This window comes from Pseudomonas sp. zfem004 (genome assembly GCF_032621715.1).
In the GTDB taxonomy this organism is placed as follows: domain Bacteria; phylum Pseudomonadota; class Gammaproteobacteria; order Pseudomonadales; family Pseudomonadaceae; genus Aquipseudomonas; species Aquipseudomonas sichuanensis.
On the sequence record NZ_JAVYJF010000008.1, the window covers coordinates 188,406 to 212,249 of the forward strand.

At 67.0% G+C, this 23,844-nt stretch carries 2 protein-coding genes (1 of these 2 cut by a window edge); both read left to right on the forward strand.

The window, feature by feature from the left end:
• A complete protein-coding gene (locus RTH46_RS11500; protein WP_316905733.1) occupies positions 1 to 22,341 on the forward strand; it encodes a non-ribosomal peptide synthase/polyketide synthase in 22,341 nt (7,446 codons plus the stop codon).
• A protein-coding gene (locus RTH46_RS11505; RefSeq protein ID WP_316905734.1) for a non-ribosomal peptide synthetase crosses the window boundary here: on the forward strand, positions 22,338 to 23,844 show its 5' end (the start). Its footprint extends 9,818 nt past the window's final position; only the first 1,507 of its 11,325 coding nucleotides appear in the window; the start codon lies at positions 22,338 to 22,340; its stop codon lies beyond the right edge, outside the window. Before RTH46_RS11500 ends, RTH46_RS11505 begins: the two co-directional genes overlap by 4 nt.

Sequence of the window (23,844 nt, forward strand, 5' to 3'; positions counted from 1 at the left end):
ATGCTCTTCAGCGAACTGATGGCTGCTCTTTCCACCCGTGCGATCCGACTCCAGCGTGAAGACCAGGACCTGATTGTCCTGGGTGATGACGAAACCCTGGACGATACCCTGTGGGATGCGCTGTCACGGCACAAGCCGGCCTTGCTGGAGATGCTTGCCGAATACGACGACGACTGGCTGAGCCCGGCGTTCCAGATCACCCCCGACATGCTGCCGCTGGTGCAACTCGACCAACAGGCCATCGACCGCATCGTCGCCAGCGTGCCGGGCGGTGCAGCCAACGTGCAGGACATCTACCCACTGGCTCCGCTGCAGCAGGGCATGCTGTACCAGCATCTGGCGGCCAGCAATGGCGACCCGTACCTGGCCCAGGTGCAACTGCGCTTCACCAGCAAGGCGCACCTGGAGGCCTTCGCCGAGGCCCTGCAATGGGTGATCCAGCGCCACGACATTCTGCGTACGGCGCTGCATTGGGAGTACCTGGACGAGCCGGTGCAGGTGGTGTGGCGTGAGGCGACGCTGGTGCGTGAGGCCGTCGCGGTCGACGGCAGCCAGGCGCTGGCCCGGTTGTGCGAGCGTTTCGACCCGCGCCACTATCGCCTCGACCTGAGCCAGGCGCCATTGATGCAATTGATGCACGCAAGGGGGGAAGGCGGAGCGTGGGTGGCCTTGCTGATGTTCCACCACCTGGTGATGGACCATACCGCGCTGGACATCGTACGCCGCGAGATCCAGGCCCACCTGGCCGGCGAGTCGGCGCAACTGGCGGCCCCCATGCCGTTTCGCAATGTGCTGGCCGCCGCGCGCCTGGCGCTGGACGAGCAGGCCCATGAGCGCTTCTTCCGCGACATGCTCGCCGACCTCGACGAGCCGACCCTGGCCTTCGGCCTGCAAGACAAAGGCGACCAGGCCCTGGAACAGGCGCGCCTGACCTTGCCGGCTGCACTCAGCCAGCGCCTGCGTAGCCAGGCACGTTCGCTCGGGGTGAGCCCGGCGAGCGTGCTGCACCTGGGCTTCGCACGGCTGCTCGGGCAACTGTCGGCGCGCCAGACGGTGGTGTTCGGCAGCGTCCTGTTGGGGCGCATGACCACGGGTGATGGCAGCGAGCAAGCGCTGGGCATGTTCATCAACACCTTGCCGCTGCGCATCGACCTCGGCCAGCACGGCGTGCGCGACGCGCTGCTGGCCACCCACCGGCGGCTCAGCGCCTTGCTCGGCCACGAGCAGGCGTCGCTGGCCCTTGCCCAGCGCTGCAGCGGCGTGGCCGCGCCGGCGCCGCTGTTCAACAGCATGCTCAACTACCGCCACAGTGCGGCCGGTGATGCCGCCGAAGTCATCCCGGTGGCACCGGGCATCGATATCGTCGGTGCCGAAGAACGCACCGACTACCCGCTGACCGTCAGCGTCGACGACCTCGGCGACGACCTGCGCCTGACCGTACAGAGCCTGCCGCAATGGAGCGCAACACGCTTGTGCAGGCAGTTCGAACAGGTACTGGATGCCTTGGTCGAAGCGCTGGAGGCCAATCCCGCTGCGCCACTGCAGGGGCTGGCGGTGCTGCCGGCGTTGGAACGTGACCAGGTGTTGCGCCAGTTCAACGACACCGCTCAGCGCTTTGCGCAGGGCCAGACCGTGCATGCCTTGGTCGAAGCCCAGGCCGCCCGCACGCCGGATGCGTCCGCGCTGATCCAGGCCGGCCAGGTGCTGAGCTATGGCGAGCTGAACCGCCGCGCCAACCAGCTTGCTCACCGGTTGATCGGGCTGGGCGTCAAGCTGGGTGACCGGGTCGCGTTGTGCCTGCCGCGCAACGCCGAGCGCCTGGTCGGCCTGTTGGCGGTGTTGAAGGCCGGTGCTGCCTACGTGCCGGTGGACCCGACGTACCCGGCCGAGCGTATCGCCTACCTGCTGGCTGACAGCGCGCCGGCCTTGGTGTTGGCCACGGCGGCGATCGAAAACCTGCCGGACATGCCCCGCCTGAACCTGGATCAGCCCCACGCATTCGGCGGGGACGAAACCAACCCGGCACTGCCAGGCCTTGATGCGCAGCAACTGGCTTACCTGGTCTACACCTCCGGCTCCACTGGCCAGCCCAAAGGCGTGATGATTGAACACCACGCACTGGCCAACCTGGTGCATTGGCACTGCCAGGCGTTCGATCTGGCTGCAGGTGTGCACAGCGCCAGCGTGGCCGGTTTCGGTTTCGACGCCATGGCCTGGGAAGTCTGGCCAACCCTGTGTGCCGGCGCCACGCTGCACCTGCCTCCTGAAACCATCGGCAACGAGCATGTCGACGAGTTGCTCGACTGGTGGCTGCAGCAACCGCTGCAGGTCAGTTTCCTGCCCACGCCGGTGGCCGAGCAGGCCCTGCGCCGCGACCGCCAGCACCCGACCCTGCGCACCCTGCTGATCGGCGGCGACCGGTTACGCCAGTTCGAGCGCGACCCCGGCTTCGCGGTGGTCAACAACTATGGCCCGACCGAAACCACCGTGGTGGCGACCTCTGGCCAGCTCGTCCCAGGCGGCGCCTTGCATATCGGCCGGCCAATCGCCAATACCCAGGTGTATGTGCTCGATGAAGGGCTGCAGCCGGTACCGGTGGGCGTCACTGGTGAGCTCTTTATTGGCGGTGCGCAGGTGGCACGCGGCTATTTCAACCGCCCCGAACTGACCAAAGAGCGCTTCCTGCCCGACCCGTTCAGCGAGGTTGCCAATGCCCGCCTGTACCGCAGTGGCGACCTGGTGCGCTGGAACCCTGACGGCACCCTCGACTACCTGGGGCGCAACGATGACCAGGTGAAGATTCGCGGCGTGCGCGTGGAACTGGGCGAGATCGAAGCCGCCCTGGCCGCGCAACCGGGCATCGCCGATGCCGTCGTGCTGGTGCGCGAAGCGCGCCTGCTGGCCTGGTTCACCGAGACGGCGCCGGTTGACCTCGAACGCCTGCGTCAGGCCCTGCAGGCCAGCCTGCCGGCGCAACTGGTGCCGTTGGCATTCATGCGCCTGGATGAACTGCCACTGACCAGCCACGGCAAGCTCGATCGCCGCGCACTGCCCGACCCCGACAGTACCCTGCTGGCCGGCCAGGCCTACGAAGCTGCGCAAAGCGCGACCGAAGTGGCCATGGCTGCGATCTGGGCCGAGGTGCTGGGCGTCGAGCGGGTAGGGCGCCACGACAACTTCTTCGAGCTGGGTGGCCATTCGTTGCTGGCGGTGACCCTGGTCGAGCGCCTGCGCAAGGCGGGCCTGGTGATCGACGTGCGCGTGCTGTTTGCCCAGCCGACCCTGGCCGCGCTCGCCAGTGCGGCGGGGGTCGGCCATGAAGCCAAGGTGCCGGCCAACCAGGTGCCGTACGGCGCCGAACGCATCACGCCAGACCTGCTCAGCCTGATCGAGCTGGACCAGGCCGCAATCGACGCGGTGGTCGCCACGGTGCCCGGTGGCGCCGCCAACGTGCAGGAAATCTACCCGCTGGCGCCGTTGCAGGAAGGCATCCTCTACCACCACCTGAGTGCCGAGCAAGGCGACCCGTACCTGCTGCAGACCCGCCTGGCCTTCGACAGCGTCGAGCGCCTGCTGGCCTGGGCCGGCGCCTTGCAACAGGTCATCGATCGCCACGACATCCTGCGCACTTCGGTGCTCTGGCAGGGCCTGGCGCAGCCGTTGCAGGTGGTATGGCGCACGGCTGAGCTGGTTGTTGGCGAAATCGACGACCTGGTCGATGAGCCGGGTGTCGAGCGCATCGAGCAGTTGCACGCGCGCTTCGACGCCCGTCATTACCGCCTGGACCTGGCCCAGGCACCGCTCACCCGCCTGTATTACAGCCCGGACCCTGGCAACCAGCAGGTGGTGGCCATTCTGCTGTTCCACCACCTGACCCTCGACCACACCGCCATGGACGTGGTCGCCCGGGAAATGCGCGCGCTGCTGTTCGGCCAGGCCGACACCCTGCCGGCGCCAGTGCCGTACCGCAACTACGTGGCCCAGGCACGCCTGGCCGACCCGGCCGGCCATGAAGCGTTCTTCCGCGAGATGCTGGCGGATGTCGAAGAACCGACCTTGCCGCTGGGCTTCGCCGATGTACAAGGCGATGGGCGCGATATCGAAACGGCCTTTGCGCCACTGGATGCCGGCATCAGCCAGCGCCTGCGCGGCCAGGCGCGTCAACTGGGCGTCAGCGCCGCGAGCCTGATGCACCTGGCCTGGGCGCGGGTGCTGGGAGTGCTCGCCAACCGCCACGACGTGGTCTTCGGCACCGTGCTGATGGGCCGGCTGCAGGGTGGCGAGGGGGCCGACCGGGCGCTGGGCATGTTCATCAACACCTTGCCACTGCGGGTCGATACCCGCGCCTCGGCACAGGCTGCGGTGCGCGCAACCCACCGCAGCCTGTCGGCGCTGCTCGGCCATGAGCACGCGCCGCTGGCGCTGGCTCAGCGTTGCAGCGGCGTGGCAGCTTCGGCGCCATTGTTCAGCGCCTTGCTCAACTACCGCCACAGCGCAGCCGATGCGCCGCGCGAAGGCGAGGGCATCTGGGAAGGCGTGCGCCTGCTCGGCGGGGAAGAGCGCAGCAATTACCCGCTGACCCTGAGCGTCAACGACCTGGGCGAAGATTTCAGCTTCAGCGTGCTGGCAGTCGAGGGTATTGGCGCGGCCCGGGTGGTCGAGTGGATGGCCGCCGCGGTTGGCCAGTTGCTGCAGGCGCTGGAGCAAGGGCAGGCCACGCCAGTGGACAGCCTGCCGATCCTCAGCGATGAGGCCCGCCAACAACTGCTCGGTGGCTTCAACGATACCGCCCGCGAGTACCCGCAAGGGCAGACGGTGCATGCCCTGGTCGAAGCCCAGGCTGCCCGCACGCCCGATGCCACGGCGCTGACCCAGGCCGGTGTGACGCTGAGTTACGGCGAGCTGAACCTGAGTGCCAATCGCCTGGCGCACCGCCTGATCGAGCGTGGTGTGCAGCGCGGCGACCGGGTTGCCCTGTGCCTGCCGCGCAGCCTGGAACGGGTGATCAGCCTGCTGGCCGTGCTCAAGGCCGGTGCTGCCTACGTGCCGGTGGACCCCAGCTACCCGGCCGAACGCATCGCCTATCTGCTAAGTGACAGCGCCCCGGCCTTGTTGCTGGCCGAACCGAGCCTCGGCGGTTTGCCGGGCGACGTTCCCCGCCTGGATCTCGACGATGCAGGCGCCTGGCACTCGTCTGACAGCAACCCGCAGGTGACAGGGCTGGATTCCCAGGCACTGGCCTATGTGGTCTACACCTCCGGCTCTACCGGTCTGCCCAAGGGCGTGATGATCGAGCATCAGGCCCTGGCCAACCTGGTGCACTGGCACTGCCAGGCCTTCGCACTGCGCACCGGCGAGCGCACCTCGAGCGTCGCCGGCTTCGGTTTCGACGCCATGGCCTGGGAGGTCTGGCCGGCCTTGTGCGCCGGTGCCACCTTGCACCTGCCGCCTGCGCCTATCGGCAATGAACATGTCGACGAGTTGCTCGACTGGTGGCTGCAGCAGCCACTCACCGTCAGTTTCCTGCCCACCCCAGTAGCCGAACAGGCCCTGCGCCGCGAGCACCAGCACCCGACCTTGCGCACCCTGCTGATCGGCGGCGATCGCCTGCGCCAGTTCGACCGCGACCCCGGCTTCGACCTGGTGAACAACTACGGCCCGACCGAAACCACGGTCGTCGCCACCTCCGGCAAGGTGCTGCCTGGTGCGGCACTGCACATTGGCCAGCCCATCGCCAACACCCGCGTCTACGTGCTCGACGAACACCGCCAGCCGGTACCGATCGGGGTAACCGGTGAGCTGTACATCGGCGGTGCGCAGGTCGCCCGTGGCTACTTCAACCGGCCCGAACTGACGGCCGAGCGCTTCCTCGACGACCCGTTCAGCCGCAAACCGGGGGCGCGCATGTACCGCAGCGGCGACCTGGTGCGCTGGAATGCCGATGGCACCCTGGATTACCTGGGCCGTAACGACGACCAGGTGAAAGTCCGCGGTGTGCGCGTGGAACTGGGTGAAATCGAGGCAGCCTTGCAGGCACAAACGGGCATCGACGATGCCGTGGTGCTGGTGCGTGACGAGCGCTTGCTGGCCTGGTTCACCGAGACCGCGCCAGTGCAACTCGACAGCCTGCGCCAGGCGCTGCAGGCCAGCTTGCCGGCGCACATGCTGCCCCAGGCGTTGATCCGCCTGGCGCAGCTGCCGCTGACCAGCCATGGCAAGCTCGACCGCCGTGCATTACCTGAGCCGGATACTGCCGACCTGATCAGCCATGGCTATGCCGCGCCGCAGGGCCAGACCGAAACCAGCATGGCGGCGATCTGGGCTGACGTACTGGGTATCGAGCGGGTAGGGCGCCACGACAACTTCTTCGAACTGGGCGGCCATTCGTTGCTGGCCGTGACCCTGATCGAGCGCTTGCGCCAACAGGGCCTGCAAACCGACGTGCGGGTGCTGTTCGGCCAACCGACCGTGGCCGCGCTCGCTGCGGCGTTGGGCAACGGTCGCCTGGTAACGGTCCCCGAGAACCGTATCCCGGTGGGCTGCACGCAGATTACCCCGGACATGCTGTCATTGATCGACCTGGCCCCAGCCAGCATCGCGCGCATCGTCGCCACGGTGCCGGGAGGCGCCGCCAACGTTCAGGACATCTACCCGCTGGCACCGCTGCAGGAGGGCATTCTTTACCACCACCTCAGCGCTGCCGGTGCAGACCCGTACCTGCTGCAATGGCGCATCGCGTTCGATTGCCCGGCACGGCTGCAAGCCTTCGCCAGCGCCCTGGACAAGGTCATCGCTCGTCACGACGTGCTGCGCACTGCCGTGCTGTGGGACGGTCTGCGCCAACCAGTGCAAGTGGTGTGGCGCAATGCGCCCCTCGCAATTATTGAAAGCGCCGCCGATCCTGTGGGAGCGGGTCTTGCCCGCGAAGAATCCACCGCGATGCTTGAACTGTGCACTGCCCCGTTGATCCGCCTGCTGCATAACCCGCCGGCTGACAACCAACGCCTTGAAGCCACCCTGCAATTCCACCACATCGTCCTCGACCACACCGCCATGAAGGTGGTCCTCGAAGAAATCCGCGACCACCTGCGCGACCAAGCCCCGACCCAACCCCCGGTGCCGTACCGCAACTACGTGGCACAGGCGCGGTTGGCCATCAGCGAAGCCGAGCACGAAGCGTTCTTCCACGCCGAGCTGGCCGACATCACTGAACCGACCCTGCCGTACGGCCTGACCGACCTACAGGCCCAGGCCGGTGATTTCGACATGGCCACCGTGCAACTGGGGGCTTGCGACTACCAACGCCTGCGCCGACAGGCCCAGCAGCTGGGTGTCAGTGCCGCCAGCCTGTTGCACCTGGCCTGGGCACGCCTGGTGTCGGCCACCAGCGGCAAGGACAGCGTGGTGTTCGGCACGGTGCTGCTCGGTCGCCTGCAAGGGGGGGCCGGTGCCGACCGAGGCCTGGGCATGTTCATCAACACCTTGCCATTGCGCCTGGACCTGGATGGCCTGGGCGTTCGCGAAGGGGTGCGCCTGGCGCACCAGCGCCTGAGCAGTTTGCTGGTGCATGAACACGCGTCCCTCGCCTTGGCCCAGCGCTGCAGCGGCGTGGTTGCGCCGTTGCCGCTGTTCAGCGCGGTGCTCAACTACCGGCATGGCGCCAGTGCTGCCGAGCAGCAGGTGCAGCGCGAGGCCCTGGAGGGCATCGAGGCGTTGCCCAGCGGCGGGCATGGCCACTACCCGCTGAGCGTCAACGTCGACGATCTGGGCGATGGCTTGCGCATGACCGCGCAAGTCATGGCGCAGGTGGGCGCGCAGCGGGTCTGCGAGCAATTGCTGCAAGTGTTGGTCGGTATGCTTGATGCCCTTGAACAGCAGCCGCAATTGCCCTTGCAGCAACTGCCGGTGCTGGCGGCGCAGGAGCGTCAGCAACTGCTGGTCGAAGCCAACGCCACGACGCTGCAGCACGACCTGCAACAACCCCTGCACAGGCTGTTCGAAGCGCAGGTGCGTGTTGCGCCGGATGCGCTGGCCCTGGTGGCCGAAGAGGGCCAGCTCAGCTACCGCCAGCTCGATGAGCAGGCCAACCGCCTGGCCCATCACCTGATCGGGCTCGGGGTGAAACCCGACGATCGCGTAGCGATCTGTGTCGAGCGCGGGCTGTCGCTGGTCGTCGGCCTGCTGGCCATCCTCAAGGCGGGCGGGGCCTACGTGCCCGTCGACCCGGGCTACCCGGCAGAACGCATCCGCCACATGCTGGAGGACAGCGCGCCGCTGGCCGTGCTGGTGCACGGCGCCACCCGTGAAGTGGTGCAGTCTTCGCAGGCACCGCTGATCGATCTGGACGCGTCGGCCTGGGATACCCAGCCGATCAGCAACCCTCGCGTACCTGGCCTGGCGTCGCACCACCTGGCCTATGTGATCTACACCTCCGGCTCCACCGGCCTGCCCAAGGGCGTGATGGTCGAACACCGCAACGTGGTCAACCTGGTGCACTGGAGCCGGCGCCTGTGCGCCGTGGCGGCAGACGGCAGTGTGTTGCACAAGACCCCGGTCAGCTTCGACGCCTCGGTGTGGGAGCTGTTCTGGCCACTGTGCAGCGGCCTGCGCCTGGTGCTGGCCCGCCCGGACGGCCAGCGTGATCCGCATTACCTGGCGCAACTGATCCAGGCACAGCGGGTGAACGTGGTGCAATTCGTGCCAGCACTGCTGCAGCAGTTCCTTGAGTACCCGCAGAGCGCAGATTGCAGCAGCCTCAGCGATATCGTCTGTGGCGGTGGCGAGTTGACCCAGGCACTGGCCGCGCGGGTGCGCCAGCAACTGCCGGGCGTGCGCCTGCATAACGTCTACGGCCCCACCGAAACCACCGTCGACTGCAGCGTATGGACCCTGGAGCCCGATGCGCCGCTGCCAGAAGGCGTACTGCCAATCGGCCGCCCGATCGACAACACTCAACTCTATGTGCTGGACAACCGCGACCAGCCCGTGCCGTGGGGCGTTACCGGTCACCTGCACATCGGCGGCGCCGGCGTCAGCCGTGGCTACCTGGGCTTGGCCCAGCAGCAGGCCGAGCGTTTCATTGCCAGCCCGTTCGTGGCCGGCGCGCGGCTGTACCGCAGCGGCGACCTGGTACGCCAGCGTGCCGACGGCAACCTCGAATTCCTCGGGCGCAACGACCAGCAGGTGAAGATCCGCGGCCTGCGTATCGAGCCCGGTGAAGTCGAGGCGTGCCTGACCCGCGTGGCGGCTGTGCGCGAAGCCGTGGTGCTGGCCTTCGATGAACGCCTGGTCGCTTACTACACCGGCGCAGAGCAGCCGGCGGACAGCCTGCGGCAGGCGCTGCTGGCACAGATGCCCGAGTACATGGTGCCGGGGCTGTACATCCACCTCGACAGCCTGCCGCTGGCACCGAATGGCAAACTCGACCGCAAGGCATTGCCAGCGCCGGATGCCACCTTGCAGCAGCGCCCCTACGAAGCCCCGCAAGGCCGCACCGAAGCCCTGCTGGCAGGGCTGTGGGCCGAACTGCTGGGGGTAGAGCAGGTGGGCCGGCATGACAATTTCTTCGCGCTGGGCGGCCACTCGCTGCTGGCCGTGAGCCTCACGGCGCGCCTGCGCCTGGAGGGCCTGCAGGTTGATGTGCGGACCTTGTTCGGCCAGCCGACCCTTGCCGCGTTGGCGGCGACGCTGGGCCAGAACCAGCAGGTCGACGTGCCCGAAAACCGTATCCCGGCCGATTGCACCCACATCACTGTGGACCTGCTCAGCCTGATCGAGCTGGACCAGGCCTCCATCGACCGTATCGTCGCCAGCGTGCCGGGTGGTGCTGCCAATGTGCAGGACATCTACCCGCTGGCGCCGCTGCAGGAGGGCATTCTCTACCACCACCTGAGCGCAGCCGAACACGACCCGTACGTGCTGTATTCGCGGTTGCGCTTCGACAGCCTCGAGCGCTTGCAGGCCTTTGCCCGTGCGCTGGACCAGGTAATTGCGCGTCACGATGTACTGCGCACCGCCGTACTTTGGGACGGCTTGCCACAGCCAGTGCAAGTGGTCTGGCGCCAAGCACCGCTCGCCGTTGTTGAGCAGGTTGCGGCCCCTCGCGAAGCATCCGCCGCAAAACTCGATCTGAGCAGCGCACCACTGCTACGCCTGCTCTATACCCCGAGCGCAGGCGCCATCGACGCCACCCTGCAGTTCCACCACATCGTGCTCGACCACACCGCACTGGAAGTCATAGGCGAGGAGTTGGTTGCTTTCATGCAGGGCAACCCGGCCCCCACGCAACCTGCCGCTCCCTACCGCAACTACGTGGCCCAGGCCCGGCTGGGCATCAGCCAGGCCGAGCATGAAGGCTTCTTCCGCTCGCAACTGGCCGATATCGATGAGCCAACCCTGCCATTCGGCCTGAGCGATGTGCAAGGCGACGGCCGTGGCATGCAGGAGGCCAAACTGCCGTTGTCGGCCACGCTCGCCGCTGGCCTGCGTCGTCAGGCACAGGGGCTTGGCATCAGCGTCGCCAGCCTGTTCCACCTGGCCTGGGCGCGCCTGCTGGCAGCGGCCAGCGGCAAGGACAGCGTGGTGTTCGGCACCGTATTGCTCGGCCGTCTGCAAGGTGGCGAGGGTGCTGAGCGGGCGTTGGGCATGTTCATCAACACCTTGCCGCTGCGGGTCGACCTGGGCGGCGTCAGCCTGCGCGCGGCGGCCCATGCGACCCATCAGCGCCTCAGCGCGCTGCTGGCCCACGAGCATGCTTCCCTGGCCTTGGCCCAGCGTTGCAGCGGCGTGGCCGCGCCGTTGCCGCTGTTCAGCGCGATGCTTAATTATCGCCATGGGGCTCAAGGCAGTGCCGAGCAGCGCCACGCCTGGCAAGGCATCGAAGTGCTGGAAGGGCAGGAGCGTACCAACTACCCGTTGAGCCTGAACGTGGATGACCTGGGTGACGGCTTCCGCCTGGTGGCCATGACCCCGGCAGACATTGGCGCGGCGCGGATCTGCGGGCAGATGACCCGGGTGCTGGAGGCCATGGTCGCGGCGCTGGGGCATGAGCCGGAGCTGGCGGTGCAGCGCTTGCCGGTGCTGGAGGCTGATGAACGCCAGCGGGTGCTGGTGGACTTCAACGCCACGGCGGTGGACTACAACCTTGAGCAGACGCTGCATGGGCTGATCGAAGCGCAGGTCGAACGCACGCCGGATGCCGTGGCGGTGCGGGCTGAAGAGGGCGCCTTGAGCTATCGCCTGCTCAACGAACAGGCCAACCGTTTGGCGTATCACCTGATTGCTTTGGGCGTGAAACCTGATGATCGCGTCGCCATCTGCGTCGAACGAGGGCTGTCGATGGTGGTTGGGCTGCTGGCCATCCTCAAAGCCGGTGGCGCTTATGTGCCGGTCGATCCGGACTACCCGGCCGAACGTGTGCGGCACATGCTGACCGACAGCGCGCCGGTGGCGGTGCTGGTGCATGCCGCGACGCGCCATGTGCCGGAAAGCGGTCGGGTCATCGACCTGGATCAGCCGAGCTGGGACGCACGACCTGCGAGCAACCCCGTCGTGAAAACGCTGACGCCGCGCCATCTGGCCTACGTGATTTACACCTCCGGCTCCACTGGTTTGCCTAAAGGCGTAATGAACGAGCACGCCGGCGTGGTCAACCGCCTGCTATGGATGCAGGAGGCCTATAACCTCGATTCGGACGATGTGGTCCTGCAGAAAACCCCGTTCAGCTTCGATGTTTCGGTGTGGGAGTTCCTCTGGCCGCTGCAAACCGGCGCTCGCCTGGTCATGGCCCGCGCAGGCGGGCATCGCGATCCGGAGTACCTGCGCGAGGTTATTCGCCGCGAAAGCGTCACCACCTTGCACTTCGTGCCGTCGATGCTGGACGTGTACCTCGCCCATGGTGAAACGTCGGCTGATTGCCTCAAGCGTGTGCTGTGCAGCGGCGAGACCCTGCCAGGCAGCCTGGTGCGGCGATTCCACGCCCAGTTGCCAACGATCGAGCTGCATAACCTCTACGGCCCGACCGAAGCCGCCGTGGATGTCAGTGCCTGGCATTGCGTTGCCGCACCAGACAACACACCAATCGGCAAGCCGATCGCCAACACCACGCTGTACGTGCTCGATGGCCAAGGCCAGCCGGTGCCGCAAGGCGTGGCCGGCGAGCTGTTCATCGGCGGTGTGCAAGTTGCGCGTGGCTACCTCAACCGCGCCGAACTGACCGCCGAACGCTTCATCGATGACCCGTTCAGCACCCGCATTGGTGCTCGTCTGTATCGCACCGGCGACCTGGCGCGGCATCTGCCCGACAGCAACATCGAATACCTGGGCCGCAACGACGACCAAGTGAAAATCCGTGGCCTGCGCATCGAGCTGGGTGAGATCCAGGCCGGCCTGACCGCCATCGCGGGTATCAAGGAAGCCGTGGTGGTGGCCCGTGAACAACGCTTGGTGGCGTACTACACCGGGGAAGCGCAGAGCACCGAGACCCTGCGTTCGGCGCTGCTGACGCACTTACCGGAGTTCATGGTGCCCGCTCTGTTCATGCACCTCGAAGCTCTGCCTTTGAGCCCCAACGGCAAGCTGGACCGCAAGGCCCTGCCTGAGCCTGATGCGATCCAGGAACGTGCGCATGAAGCCCCGCTAGGCGAAACCGAAACCCTGCTGGCCGCGATCTGGGCCGAACTGCTGGGCGTGGAGCGGGTAGGGCGGCACGACAACTTCTTCGAACTGGGCGGCCATTCGCTGCTGGCCGTCAGCCTTACCTCGCGCCTGCGCCAAAAAGGCCTGCACGCCGATATCCGCGTGCTGTTCGGCCAGCCGACCCTGGCCGCGCTGGCTACGGCAGTGAGCGGCGAGACCGGCCTCAAGGTGCCCGCCAACCGTATCCCGGCTGATTGCACGTACATCACCCCCGCCATGCTGCCCCTGGCCGACCTATCGCAGGCATCGCTCGACACGCTGATGGCGCAGGTGGCCGGCGGTGCATGCAACATCCAGGACATCTACGGCCTGGCGCCGCTGCAGCAAGGCATCCTCTACCACCACCTGGCCAGCGAGGGAGCTGACCCCTACGTGCTGCAGGCCCGCTTCGCCTTCCCGGACCAAGGCACACTGGACGCCTTTGCCGCTGCCCTGGATCAGGTGATTGCGCGCCACGACATCCTGCGCACCAGCATCCACTGGCAGCACCTCGAAGAGCCTGTGCAAGTGGTCTGGCGCAAAGTCTCTTCTGTGGGAGCGGGCTTGCCCCGCGAAGGCAAAACCGCGGTGCTTGAGCTGGGTACCGCGCCACTGATCCGCCTGCGCCCCACGACGGGCATCAATGGCCGCATCGAGGCGACCCTGCTGATCCACCACATCATCCTCGACCACGCGGCGGTCGAACATCTGGTGGCCGAAGTCACTGCGGTACTGCACAACCAGCCGCTGCCCCATGCCAGCGTTCCCTACCGCAACTACGTGGCCCAGGCACGCCTCGGCGGCGACGGCCAGGCTGAAGAAATGCTGTTCCGCGAATTGTTGGGTGATATCGACGAGCCGACCGAAGTCTTCGGCCTGCGTTCCGCGCACAGCGATGGCAGCCGCGTGCTCGATAGCCGCCAGGCGCTCGATGCCAACCTGGCCAGGCGCGTGCGCGAGCAAGCCCGGCAACTTGGCATCAGCGTCGCCAGCCTGGTGCACCAGGCCTGGGGCCAGGTCCTGGCGCAGCTGTCCGGGCGCCAGGACGTGGTGTTCGGTACCGTACTGCTGGGCCGCCTGCAGAGCGGCGAAGGCGCCGAGCGGGCGCTGGGCATGTTCATCAACACCTTGCCGTTGCGGGTCAGCGTCGGGGCAGTTGGGGCCGCTGATGGCGTGCGCCTTACCCATCAACGCCTGGCCCGGCTGCTTGCCCATGAACACGCGTCCCTGGCGGTGGCCCAGCGTTGCAGCGGCGTGCCGGCGACCCAAGCGTTGTTCACCAGCCTGCTCAACTACCGTCACAGCGCACCGGCCAAGGCCGAGCTGCGCGAAGCCTGGCAGGGCATCGAGCAACTGTCCGCACACGAGCGCAGCAACTACCCGCTGGTCGTCAACGTCGATGACCTGGGCGATGCCTTCGTCCTCACGGTGCAGGCGGTGCCGGATGTGGACGGGGAGCAGGTGTGCCGGCTGCTGGGCACCGCCTTGGAACAATTGACCAACGCGCTGGAGCACACGCCTGCGACCGCCCTGCAGCAAGTCAGCTGCCTGGCGCCCGCCGATCGTGAGCTGGTGTTGCACGGTTTCAACGCCACCCGCCGGGATTACCCCCGCGAGCATGCAGTGCACACCCTGTTCGCTGCCGTTGCTGCGCTCAGCCCAGATGCGCTTGCGGTGATTCACGGCGAGCACCGCTGCAGCTACCAGCAACTCGACCAGCGCGCCAATCGCCTGGCCCATCACCTGCTGGCACTGGATGTTCGGCCGGGCGACCGCGTCGCGCTGCTGCTGCCGCGCAGCGTCGACTTGCTGGCGGCGCAACTGGCGGTGAGCAAGTGTGCAGCGGTGTATGTGCCGCTGGACAGCAACGCCCCGGTCGAACGCCAGGCGTTCATGCTTGCCGACAGCCAGGCCAAGGTGCTGCTGACCCACAGCAGCGAGCCGCAGCTGGGCCAGGCCCAGCGTGTCGAGCTGGACTTGCAGGACCTCGCGAGCTACCCGCAGCAATCGCCGGATCTGGTGGTGAACGCGGGCAGCGCGGCCTACATCATGTACACCTCCGGCTCCACCGGCACCCCAAAAGGCGTGCAGGTGCCGCACCGGGCCATCGTGCGGCTGGTGATCAACAACGGTTTCGCCGCCTTCAACAGCCAGGACCGGGTCGCCTTCGCCTCCAACCCGGCGTTCGATGCCAGTACCCTGGAAGTCTGGGCGCCGCTGCTCAACGGTGGCACCGTGGTGGTCATCGACCAGCATCAGGTGCTGTCGCGCGAGGCATTGCGCACGGTGTTGCTGGAGCAGCGTGTGAGCGTGTTGTGGCTGACCGCCGGGTTGTTCCACCAGTTTGCCGGCGACCTGCTGCCGGCGCTGGCCAAACTGCGCTACCTGATGGTCGGCGGCGATGTGCTGGACCCGGCGGTGATCGCCCGGGTGCTTCGCGAAGGCGCGCCGGCCCACCTGCTCAATGGCTACGGGCCCACCGAGGCCACCACCTTCAGCACCACCCACGAAATCATCGAGGTGGGTGAGGGCAGCATCCCGATCGGCAAGCCGATCGGTAACAGCCGCTGCTATGTCCTCGACGCTCGCCAGCAGCCGCTGCCGGTCGGCGCGGTGGGTGAGCTGTACATCGGTGGCGATGGCGTTGCCCTGGGCTACCTGGGCCAGCCTGAGCTGACCGCCGAGCGCTTCCTGGACGACCCGTTCAGCCGCGAGCCTGGTGCGCGCATGTACCGCAGCGGTGATCAGGTGTGCTGGCAAGCCGACGGTACCTTGCGCTACCTCGGCCGTGCCGACCAGCAGATCAAGCTACGAGGTTTCCGCATCGAACTGGGTGAGATCGAGGCCTGCCTGGGCAACTGCGCCGGTGTTCGTGACGCGGCCGTGGTGCTGCGCGAGGACACACCGGGCGACAAGCGCCTGGTCGCCTACTTCACGGCAACCGAGCCTGCGCCGACCATCGCCGAGCTGCACGGGCGTCTGCAAGCACAGTTGCCGGACTACATGCTGCCGGCGGCCTATGTGCGCCTCGACGCGCTGCCACTGACCGCCAACGGCAAGCTCGACCGCCGGGGGCTGCCGCTGCCGGGCAGCGATGCTGTGCTCAGCCGCGCCTTCGAGGCGCCGCAGGGTGAGGTGGAGCGCACCCTGGCGGCGATCTGGGCAGATGTGCTCAAGGTCGGGCAAGTGGGGCGCCACGACCACTTCTTTGAACTGGGCGGCCATTCACTGCTGGCCGTGACCCTGGTCGAGCGCATGCGCAAGGCGGGCCTTAGCGCCGATGTGCGCGTGCTGTTCGCCCAGCCGACCCTGGCGGCCCTGGCCGCAGCCGTGGGCAGCGGGCGCGAGGTGCAGGTGCCGGCCAACCGCGTGCCCCGCGACGCCCGCCAGATCACCCCGGCCATGCTCAGCCTGATCGACCTCGACCAGGCCAGCATCGACCGCATCGTCGCCAGCGTGCCGGGCGGCGCCGCCAATATTCAGGAAATCTACCCGCTGGCACCGCTGCAGGAGGGCATTCTCTATCACCACCTGAGTGCCGAGCAGGGTGACCCGTACCTGCTGCAGTCGCGCCTGGCCTTCGACAGCCTGGCCCGCCTGCACGCCTGGGCCGGGGCGCTGCAGCAGGTCATCGACCGTCATGACATCCTGCGCACTTCGGTGGTGACCGAGGGGCTGGAACAACCGGTGCAAGTGGTCTGGCGTGAAGCGCGCATGGCGGTGACGGCCATTACCGACCTGACCGGTGCTTCGCCGATCGATGCCTTGCAGGCCCGCTTCGACGCCCGTCACCAGCGCCTTGACCTGTCGCGTGCGCCGCTGATGCGCCTGGTGCATGCCGACGACCCGGCCAACCAGCGCGTGGTGGCGATCCTGCAGTTCCACCACCTGGCGCTCGACCACACCGCCATGGCGGTGATTGCCGGGGAAATGCAGGCGTTGCTGGCCGGCAACGGCGGGCAACTGGCCGCGCCGGTGCCTTACCGCACCTACGTCGCCCAGGCGCGCCTGGGCGCTGATGACGCCGGCCACGAGGCGTTCTTCCGTGACATGCTCGGCGACCTCGATGCGCCGACCCTGCCGTTCGGCCTGGCCGATGTGCAGGGCGACGGGCGCGCCATCGAAGAGGCGCACCTGCCGCTCGACGCTGGCGTGGCTCGGCAACTGCGCGAGCAGGCCCGGCGCCTTGGGGTAAGTGCCGCGAGCCTGGCGCATCTGGCCTGGGCGCGGGTGCTTGGCGTACTGGCCAACCGCAGTGACGTGGTGTTCGGCACCGTGCTGATGGGCCGCCTGCAAGGTGGCGCAGGTGCCGACCGTGCCCTGGGTGTGTTCATCAATACCTTGCCGCTGCGCATCGACCTTGCCGCGCCTGTACTGCAGGCCGTGCAGGTCACCCATCAAAGGTTGTCGGCATTGCTCGGCCACGAACACGCATCGCTGGCGTTGGCCCAGCGCTGCAGTGGCGTGTCGGCGGCGCTGCCATTGTTCAGCGCTTTGTTCAACTACCGCCACAGCAGCGCCGGCACGCCTGCCCAGGACGATGCCAGCGTGCAGGGCGTGCGCCTGCTGGGGGGTGAAGAGCGCAGCAACTACCCGCTGACCCTGAGTGTCGATGACCTGGGTGAAGGCTTCACCTTGAGCGTGCTGGCCCAGGAGGGGATTGGCGCCGAGCGTGTCGCGCAGTGGATGAGCCAGGCGCTGAGCCAACTCAGCCGAGCCTTGGCGCAAGGCGCAGACACCTGTGTGGACGCACTGTCGATCCTCGACGAAGCCGCTCGCCAGCAGGTGCTGGAAGGTTTCAACGCCACCACGCGCCTCTACCCGCAGGGCCAGCCCGTGCATGCCCTGGTCGAAGCCCAGGCGGCCCGCGCACCGCAAGCGGCAGCCCTGGTGCAGGACGGCCAGGTGCTGAGCTATGGCGAGCTCAACCGCAGCGCCAACCGCCTGGCCCATTACCTGATCCGCCGTGGCGTGCAACTGGGCGACCGGGTTGCCCTGTGCCTGCCGCGCAGCCTCGAGCGGCTGGTCGGTTTGCTGGCCGTGCTCAAGGCCGGTGCTGCCTATGTGCCAGTGGACCCTGGCTACCCCGCCGAGCGTATTGCCTATCTGCTGCAGGACAGCGCCCCTGCGCTGGTGCTGGCTGACGCGACCACGCGGGGCCTGCTCGGCGATACGCCCCGGGTCGAACTGGACCGCGATGACTGGCAGGGGGAGACGGACAGCAACCCGCACGTCGCGGGCCTGGACGACCAGCAATTGGCCTATGTGATCTACACCTCTGGCTCCACTGGGCAACCCAAGGGGGTGATGGTCGAACACGCTACCCTGGCCAACCTGGTGCACTGGCACTGCGCGGCCTTCGACCTGGCGGCCGGCAGCCATACCAGCACGGTGGCCGGTTTCGGCTTCGATGCCGTGGCTTGGGAAGTGTGGCCCGCGCTGAGCAGCGGCGCGGTGCTGCACCTGCCGCCTGCACGCATCGCCGGCGAGCATGTCGACGAACTGCTCGACTGGTGGCTGGCGCAACCGTTGCAGGTCAGCTTCCTGCCCACGCCGGTGGCCGAGCAGGCCCTGCGCCGCGAACGCCAGCACCCGACCCTGCGCACCTTGTTGGTCGGTGGTGACCGGCTGCGCCAATTCGACCGGGAACCGGGCTTTACGCTGGTCAACAACTATGGCCCGACCGAAACCACTGTGGTTGCCACGTCTGGGCAACTGCAAGCGGGGGGCGCCCTGCATATCGGCCAGCCGATCGCCAACACCCGCGTCTATGTGCTCGACGAGCATCGCCAGCCGGTGCCGGTCGGCGCCGTCGGCGAACTCTACATCGGTGGTTCGGGTGTCGCCCGGGGCTACCTGAACCGCCCCGAGCTGACCGAGCAGCGGTTCCTGGCCGACCCGTTCAGTGCCAACCGCGATGGGCGGATGTACCGCAGCGGTGACCTGGTGCGCTGGAATGCCGATGGGACCCTGGATTACCTGGGCCGTAACGACGACCAGGTGAAGATCCGTGGCGTGCGCGTGGAGCTTGGGGAGATCGAAGCCGTACTGGCGGCGCAGCCGGGCATCAATGATGCCGTGGTACTGGTGCGTGATGAGCGGCTGCTTGCCTGGTTCACCGGGGCGGCGCCGCTGGAAGCACTGCGCGAGGCGCTTCAGGCGAGCCTCCCGTCGCACCTGGTACCGCTGGCGTTCATTCAACTGGATGCCTTGCCGCTGACAAGCCATGGCAAGCTCGACCGCAACGCCTTGCCCGACCCATCCCCGGAACTGGTCTGCAGCCAGGCCTACGTGGCCCCGCAAGGCACCGTGGAAAACGCGTTGGCTCAGGCATGGGCCGAGATGCTGGGTGTGGCGCAGGTGGGCCGGCATGACAATTTCTTCGAGTTGGGCGGCCATTCGCTGCTGGCCGTGAACCTCACCGCGCGGTTGCGCCGTGATGGCCTGCAGGTTGATGTGCGTACACTGTTCGGCCAGCCGACCATTGCCGCGTTGGCGGCGACGCTGGGCAAGGCACGGCATGTGGAGGTGCCGGACAACCTGATCCCAGCCGGCTGCACCCACATCACCCCGGACATGCTGCCGCTGGTGGCGCTGCAACCCACTGCCATCGAGCGTATTGTCGCCAAAGTGCCGGGCGGTGCCGCCAACGTGCAGGATATCTACCCGTTGGCACCGCTGCAGGAAGGCATCCTCTACCACCACCTCAGCGCAGCGGAGCATGACCCCTACGTGCTGCAGTCGCGCTTCTCCTTCGCCAGCCGCGAGCACCTGGACAACTTTGCGTCGGCGCTGGACAAGGTTATCGCGCGCCACGACGTGCTGCGTACCGCCATCCTCTGGGAAGGCCTGCCGCAGCCGGTGCAAGTGGTCTGGCGCAAAGCGCCGCTGGGCGTCTACGAAGGCACGGCAAGCCACAGCCTCGACCTGAGCCAGGCCCCGCTGATACGCCTGATCTACACCCACACCGAACAGGCCATCGAAGCCACCCTGCAGTTCCACCACATCGTCCTCGACCACACCGCCATGGAGGTGGTCGGCGAAGAGTTGATCGGCTACCTGCAGGGCGACAGGGAACCTGCCCATGCCCCGGTGCCTTACCGCAATTACGTGGCACAGGCTCGTCTGGGCGTGAGCCAGGCCGAGCACGAAGCGTTCTTCCGCTCGCAGCTGGGCGATATCGACGAGCCGACTTTGCCGTTCGGCCTGAGCGATGTGCAGGGTGATGGCCGGGACATCGAGGAAGCCCAGCTGTGGTTGCGCGATGACCTGGCCCAGCGCCTGCGCCAACAAGCGCGGCAACTGGGCATCAGTGTGGCCAGCCTGTTCCATCTGGCCTGGGCGCGCCTGCTGGCAGCGGCCAGCGGCAGGGACAGCGTGGTGTTCGGCACCGTGCTGCTCGGTCGTCTGCAAGGCGGTGAGGGTGCCGAACGGGCGCTGGGGATGTTCATCAACACCTTGCCGCTGCGCATCGACCTGGCAGGCATCGGCCTGCGTGAAGGTGCGCAAGCGGCCCATCAGCGCCTGAGCGCGCTGCTGGCCCACGAGCATGCTTCCCTGGCCCTGGCCCAACGTTGCAGCGGTGTGGCTGCGCCGTTGCCGCTGTTCAGCGCGATGCTCAATTACCGCCACAGCACCCAGGTCAGTGCCAGCCAGCGCAAGGCGACCGAGGGTATCGACAACCTCGAAAGCCAGGAGCGCAGCAACTATCCGCTGGGCTTGAACGTGGACGATCTGGGTGATGGCTTCCGCCTGGTGGCCATGACCCCGGCGGAGATTGGCGCGGCGCGGATCTGCGGGCAGATGAAAAGGGTGCTGGAGGCCATGGTCGCGGCGCTGGAGCATGAGCCGAAGCTGGCGTTGCAGCGCCTCCCGGTGCTGGAAGCGGATGAACGCCAGCGAGTGCTGGTGGACTTCAACGAAACAGCGGTGGACTACCACCTTGAGCAGACGCTGCATGGGCTGATCGAGGCGCAGGTCGAACGCACGCCGGATGCCGTGGCGGTAATTGCTGAAGAGCGCTCGTTGAGCTATCGCCAGCTCAACGAGCAGGCCAACCGCCTAGGGCATCATTTGATCAGTCTTGGTGTGAAGCCGGACGATCGCGTGGCGATCTGCGTGGAACGTGGGCTGTCGATGGTGGTTGGACTGCTGGCCATCCTCAAGGCTGGCGGTGCCTATGTGCCGGTCGATCCGGATTATCCGGCCGAACGTGTGCGGCACATGTTGAGCGACAGTGCGCCGGTGGCGGTGCTGGTGCATGCCGCAACGCGCCATGTGCCGGAAAGTGGCCGGGTCATCGACCTGGATCAGCCGACCTGGAACGCACGACCTGCGAGCAACCCTGTCGTGAAAACGCTGACGCCGCGCCATCTGGCCTACGTGATTTACACCTCTGGCTCGACAGGTTTGCCTAAAGGCGTGATGAACGAGCACGCCGGCGTGGTCAACCGCCTATTGTGGATGCAGGATGCCTACGACCTGGGTGCTGACGACGTGGTGTTGCAGAAAACCCCGTTCAGCTTCGATGTTTCGGTGTGGGAGTTCCTCTGGCCGCTGCAAACCGGCGCACGTCTGGTCATGGCCCGCCCGGGTGGGCATCGCGATCCGGAGTACCTGCGCGAGGTTATTCGCCGCGAAAGCATCACTACCTTGCACTTCGTGCCGTCGATGCTGGACGTGTTCCTGGCCCATGGCGAGGCCGCGGCGGACCATCTCAAGCGCGTGCTGTCCAGTGGCGAGGCCCTTCCGGGCAGCCTGGTACGGCGTTTCCACGCCCAGTTGCCAACGGTCGAGCTGCACAACCTTTACGGCCCAACCGAAGCCGCTGTGGATGTCAGTGCCTGGCACTGCGTTACCGCGCCGGACAACACCCCGATCGGCAAGCCGATCGCCAACACCACGCTGTATGTGCTCGACGGCCAAGGGCAACCCGTGCCGCAGGGCGTGGCCGGCGAGCTGTTCATCGGTGGCGTGCAAGTTGCGCGTGGCTACCTCAACCGCCCCGAGCTGACCGCTGAACGCTTCATCGATGACCCGTTCAGCACTCGTCCTGGCGACCGTCTGTACCGTACCGGCGACCTGGCCCGCCATCTGCCCGACGGCAACATCGAATACCTGGGCCGCAACGACGATCAGGTAAAAATCCGTGGTCTGCGCATCGAGCTGGGCGAGATCCAGGCCGGCCTGACCGCCATCGCGGGTATCAAGGAAGCCGTGGTGGTGGCCCGCGATCAGCGCCTGGTGGCGTACTACACAGGCGAAGCGCAGAGCACCGAGAGCCTGCGCTCAGCGCTACTGACGCACTTGCCGAAGTTCATGGTGCCCGCGCTGTTCATGCACCTAGAGGCATTGCCGCTAAGCCCGAACGGCAAGCTGGACCGCAAGGCCCTGCCTGAGCCCGATGCGATCCAGGACCGTGCGTATGAAGCCCCTGAAGGCGAAACCGAAACCCTGCTGGCCGCGATCTGGGCCGAGCTGCTGGGCGTGGAGCGGGTAGGGCGCCATGACAACTTCTTCGAACTGGGCGGCCATTCACTGCTGGCGGTGACCCTGACCTCCCGCCTGCGCGAGCAAGGCCTGGAAGCCGACGTGCGCGCACTGTTCGAGCAACCGACCCTGGCCGGCTATGCAGCCATCACAGACAGCATGGAGATCGTCCTGTGAGCATCAACCAATTATTGGCAACACTGACGGCCAACAACGTACAGCTGGCACTCAAGGATGGCCAACTGGTGGTCCAGGGCAACCGCCAGGCGCTGACCGACGCAGCCCTGGTGGCGCGCCTGCGCGAGCACAAGCCCGCACTGGTGGCGATGATCGAGCGCGGCGAATACGTGGCGGTGAAACAGGGCGCGGTGCCAGTGCCGGCCAACCTGATCGAGCCCGGTTGCACGCGGATCACCCCACAGCAGGTGAACCTGATCGACCTTGACCAGGCCAGCCTCGATCGGCTCGTCGCCAGCATTCCCGGTGGCGCTGCCAACGTACAGGACATCTACCCGCTGGCGCCGCTGCAGCAGGGCATGCTGTTCCACCACGCCAGTGCCACCGACCACGACCCGTATGTGATGCAGGCGCGTTTCGCGTTCGCCAGCGAAGACCGCCTGCAGGCGTTCGCCGATGCCCTGCGCGGGGTGATCGCGCGCCACGATATCCTGCGCACCTCGGTGCATTGGCAAGGTTTGCAAACCCCAGTGCAGGTGGTCTGGCGAGAAGCCGAGCTGAAGGTACTGGAACTGCCCGAACAGGATCCGCAACGTGCCCGGCTCGACCTGACCCAGGCCCCGCTGATACGTCTGCTGCGTGAGCCGGCGCAGGCCGACGGCACGCTGAGCGCGACGTTGCAGTTCCACCATATCGCCATGGACCACAGCGCCCTGGACGTGGTGCGCCACGAGCTGATCGCCTTCCTCACAGGTGAGCACCAGCACCTGGGTGCCCCGGTACCGTTTCGCAATTATGTCGCGCAGGCGGTGCTTGGCATCAGCGAGGCGCAGCACGAAGCGTTCTTCCGCGAGATGCTGGGCGACATCGACGAATCGACCCTGGCCTATGGCATCCAGGACGTGCAGGGCGATGGCGTCGAGCACAACGAGCACGCGCTCGACCTGCCGCCGGGCCTGTGCCAGCGCCTGCGGGCCTATGCGCGGGGGCAGGGCGTGAGTGTCGCCAGCCTGTTCCACCTGGCCTGGGGCCGTGTACTGGGTGGGCTGACCGGGCGTACACAGGTGGTGTTCGGCACGGTGCTCATGGGCCGGCTACAGGGCGCCGAAGCTACTGACCGGGCGCTGGGCATCTTCATCAACACCTTGCCGCTGCGGATTGACCTGGACGGCGTCGACTTGCCGACAGCGATTCGCGCCACCCACCAGCGCCTGAGCGCACTGATGCGCCATGAACATGCGCCACTGGCATTGGCCCAGCGCTGCAGCGGCGTGGCGGCGCCGGCACCGCTGTTCAATACGCTGCTCAACTACCGCCACAGCACGGTCGCTGCCGGCGAACCGCGCCGTGCGGCGCTGGCCGGTATCGATATCGTCGAGTCTGCCGAGGCCACCAACTACCCGCTGACCCTCAGTGTCGATGACCTGGGCGAGGCGTTGCGCCTGACCCTGCTGGCCAGCGCGGGCGTGCCGGCGCAGCGCGTCTGCGCATACCTGCAGCAAA

Bases quoted from the DNA above. Each gene is read 5' to 3' on its own strand.
- RTH46_RS11500 (WP_316905733.1), top strand. From the start codon at position 1: ATGCTCTTCAGCGAACTGATGGCTGCTCTTTCCACCCGTGCGATCCGA.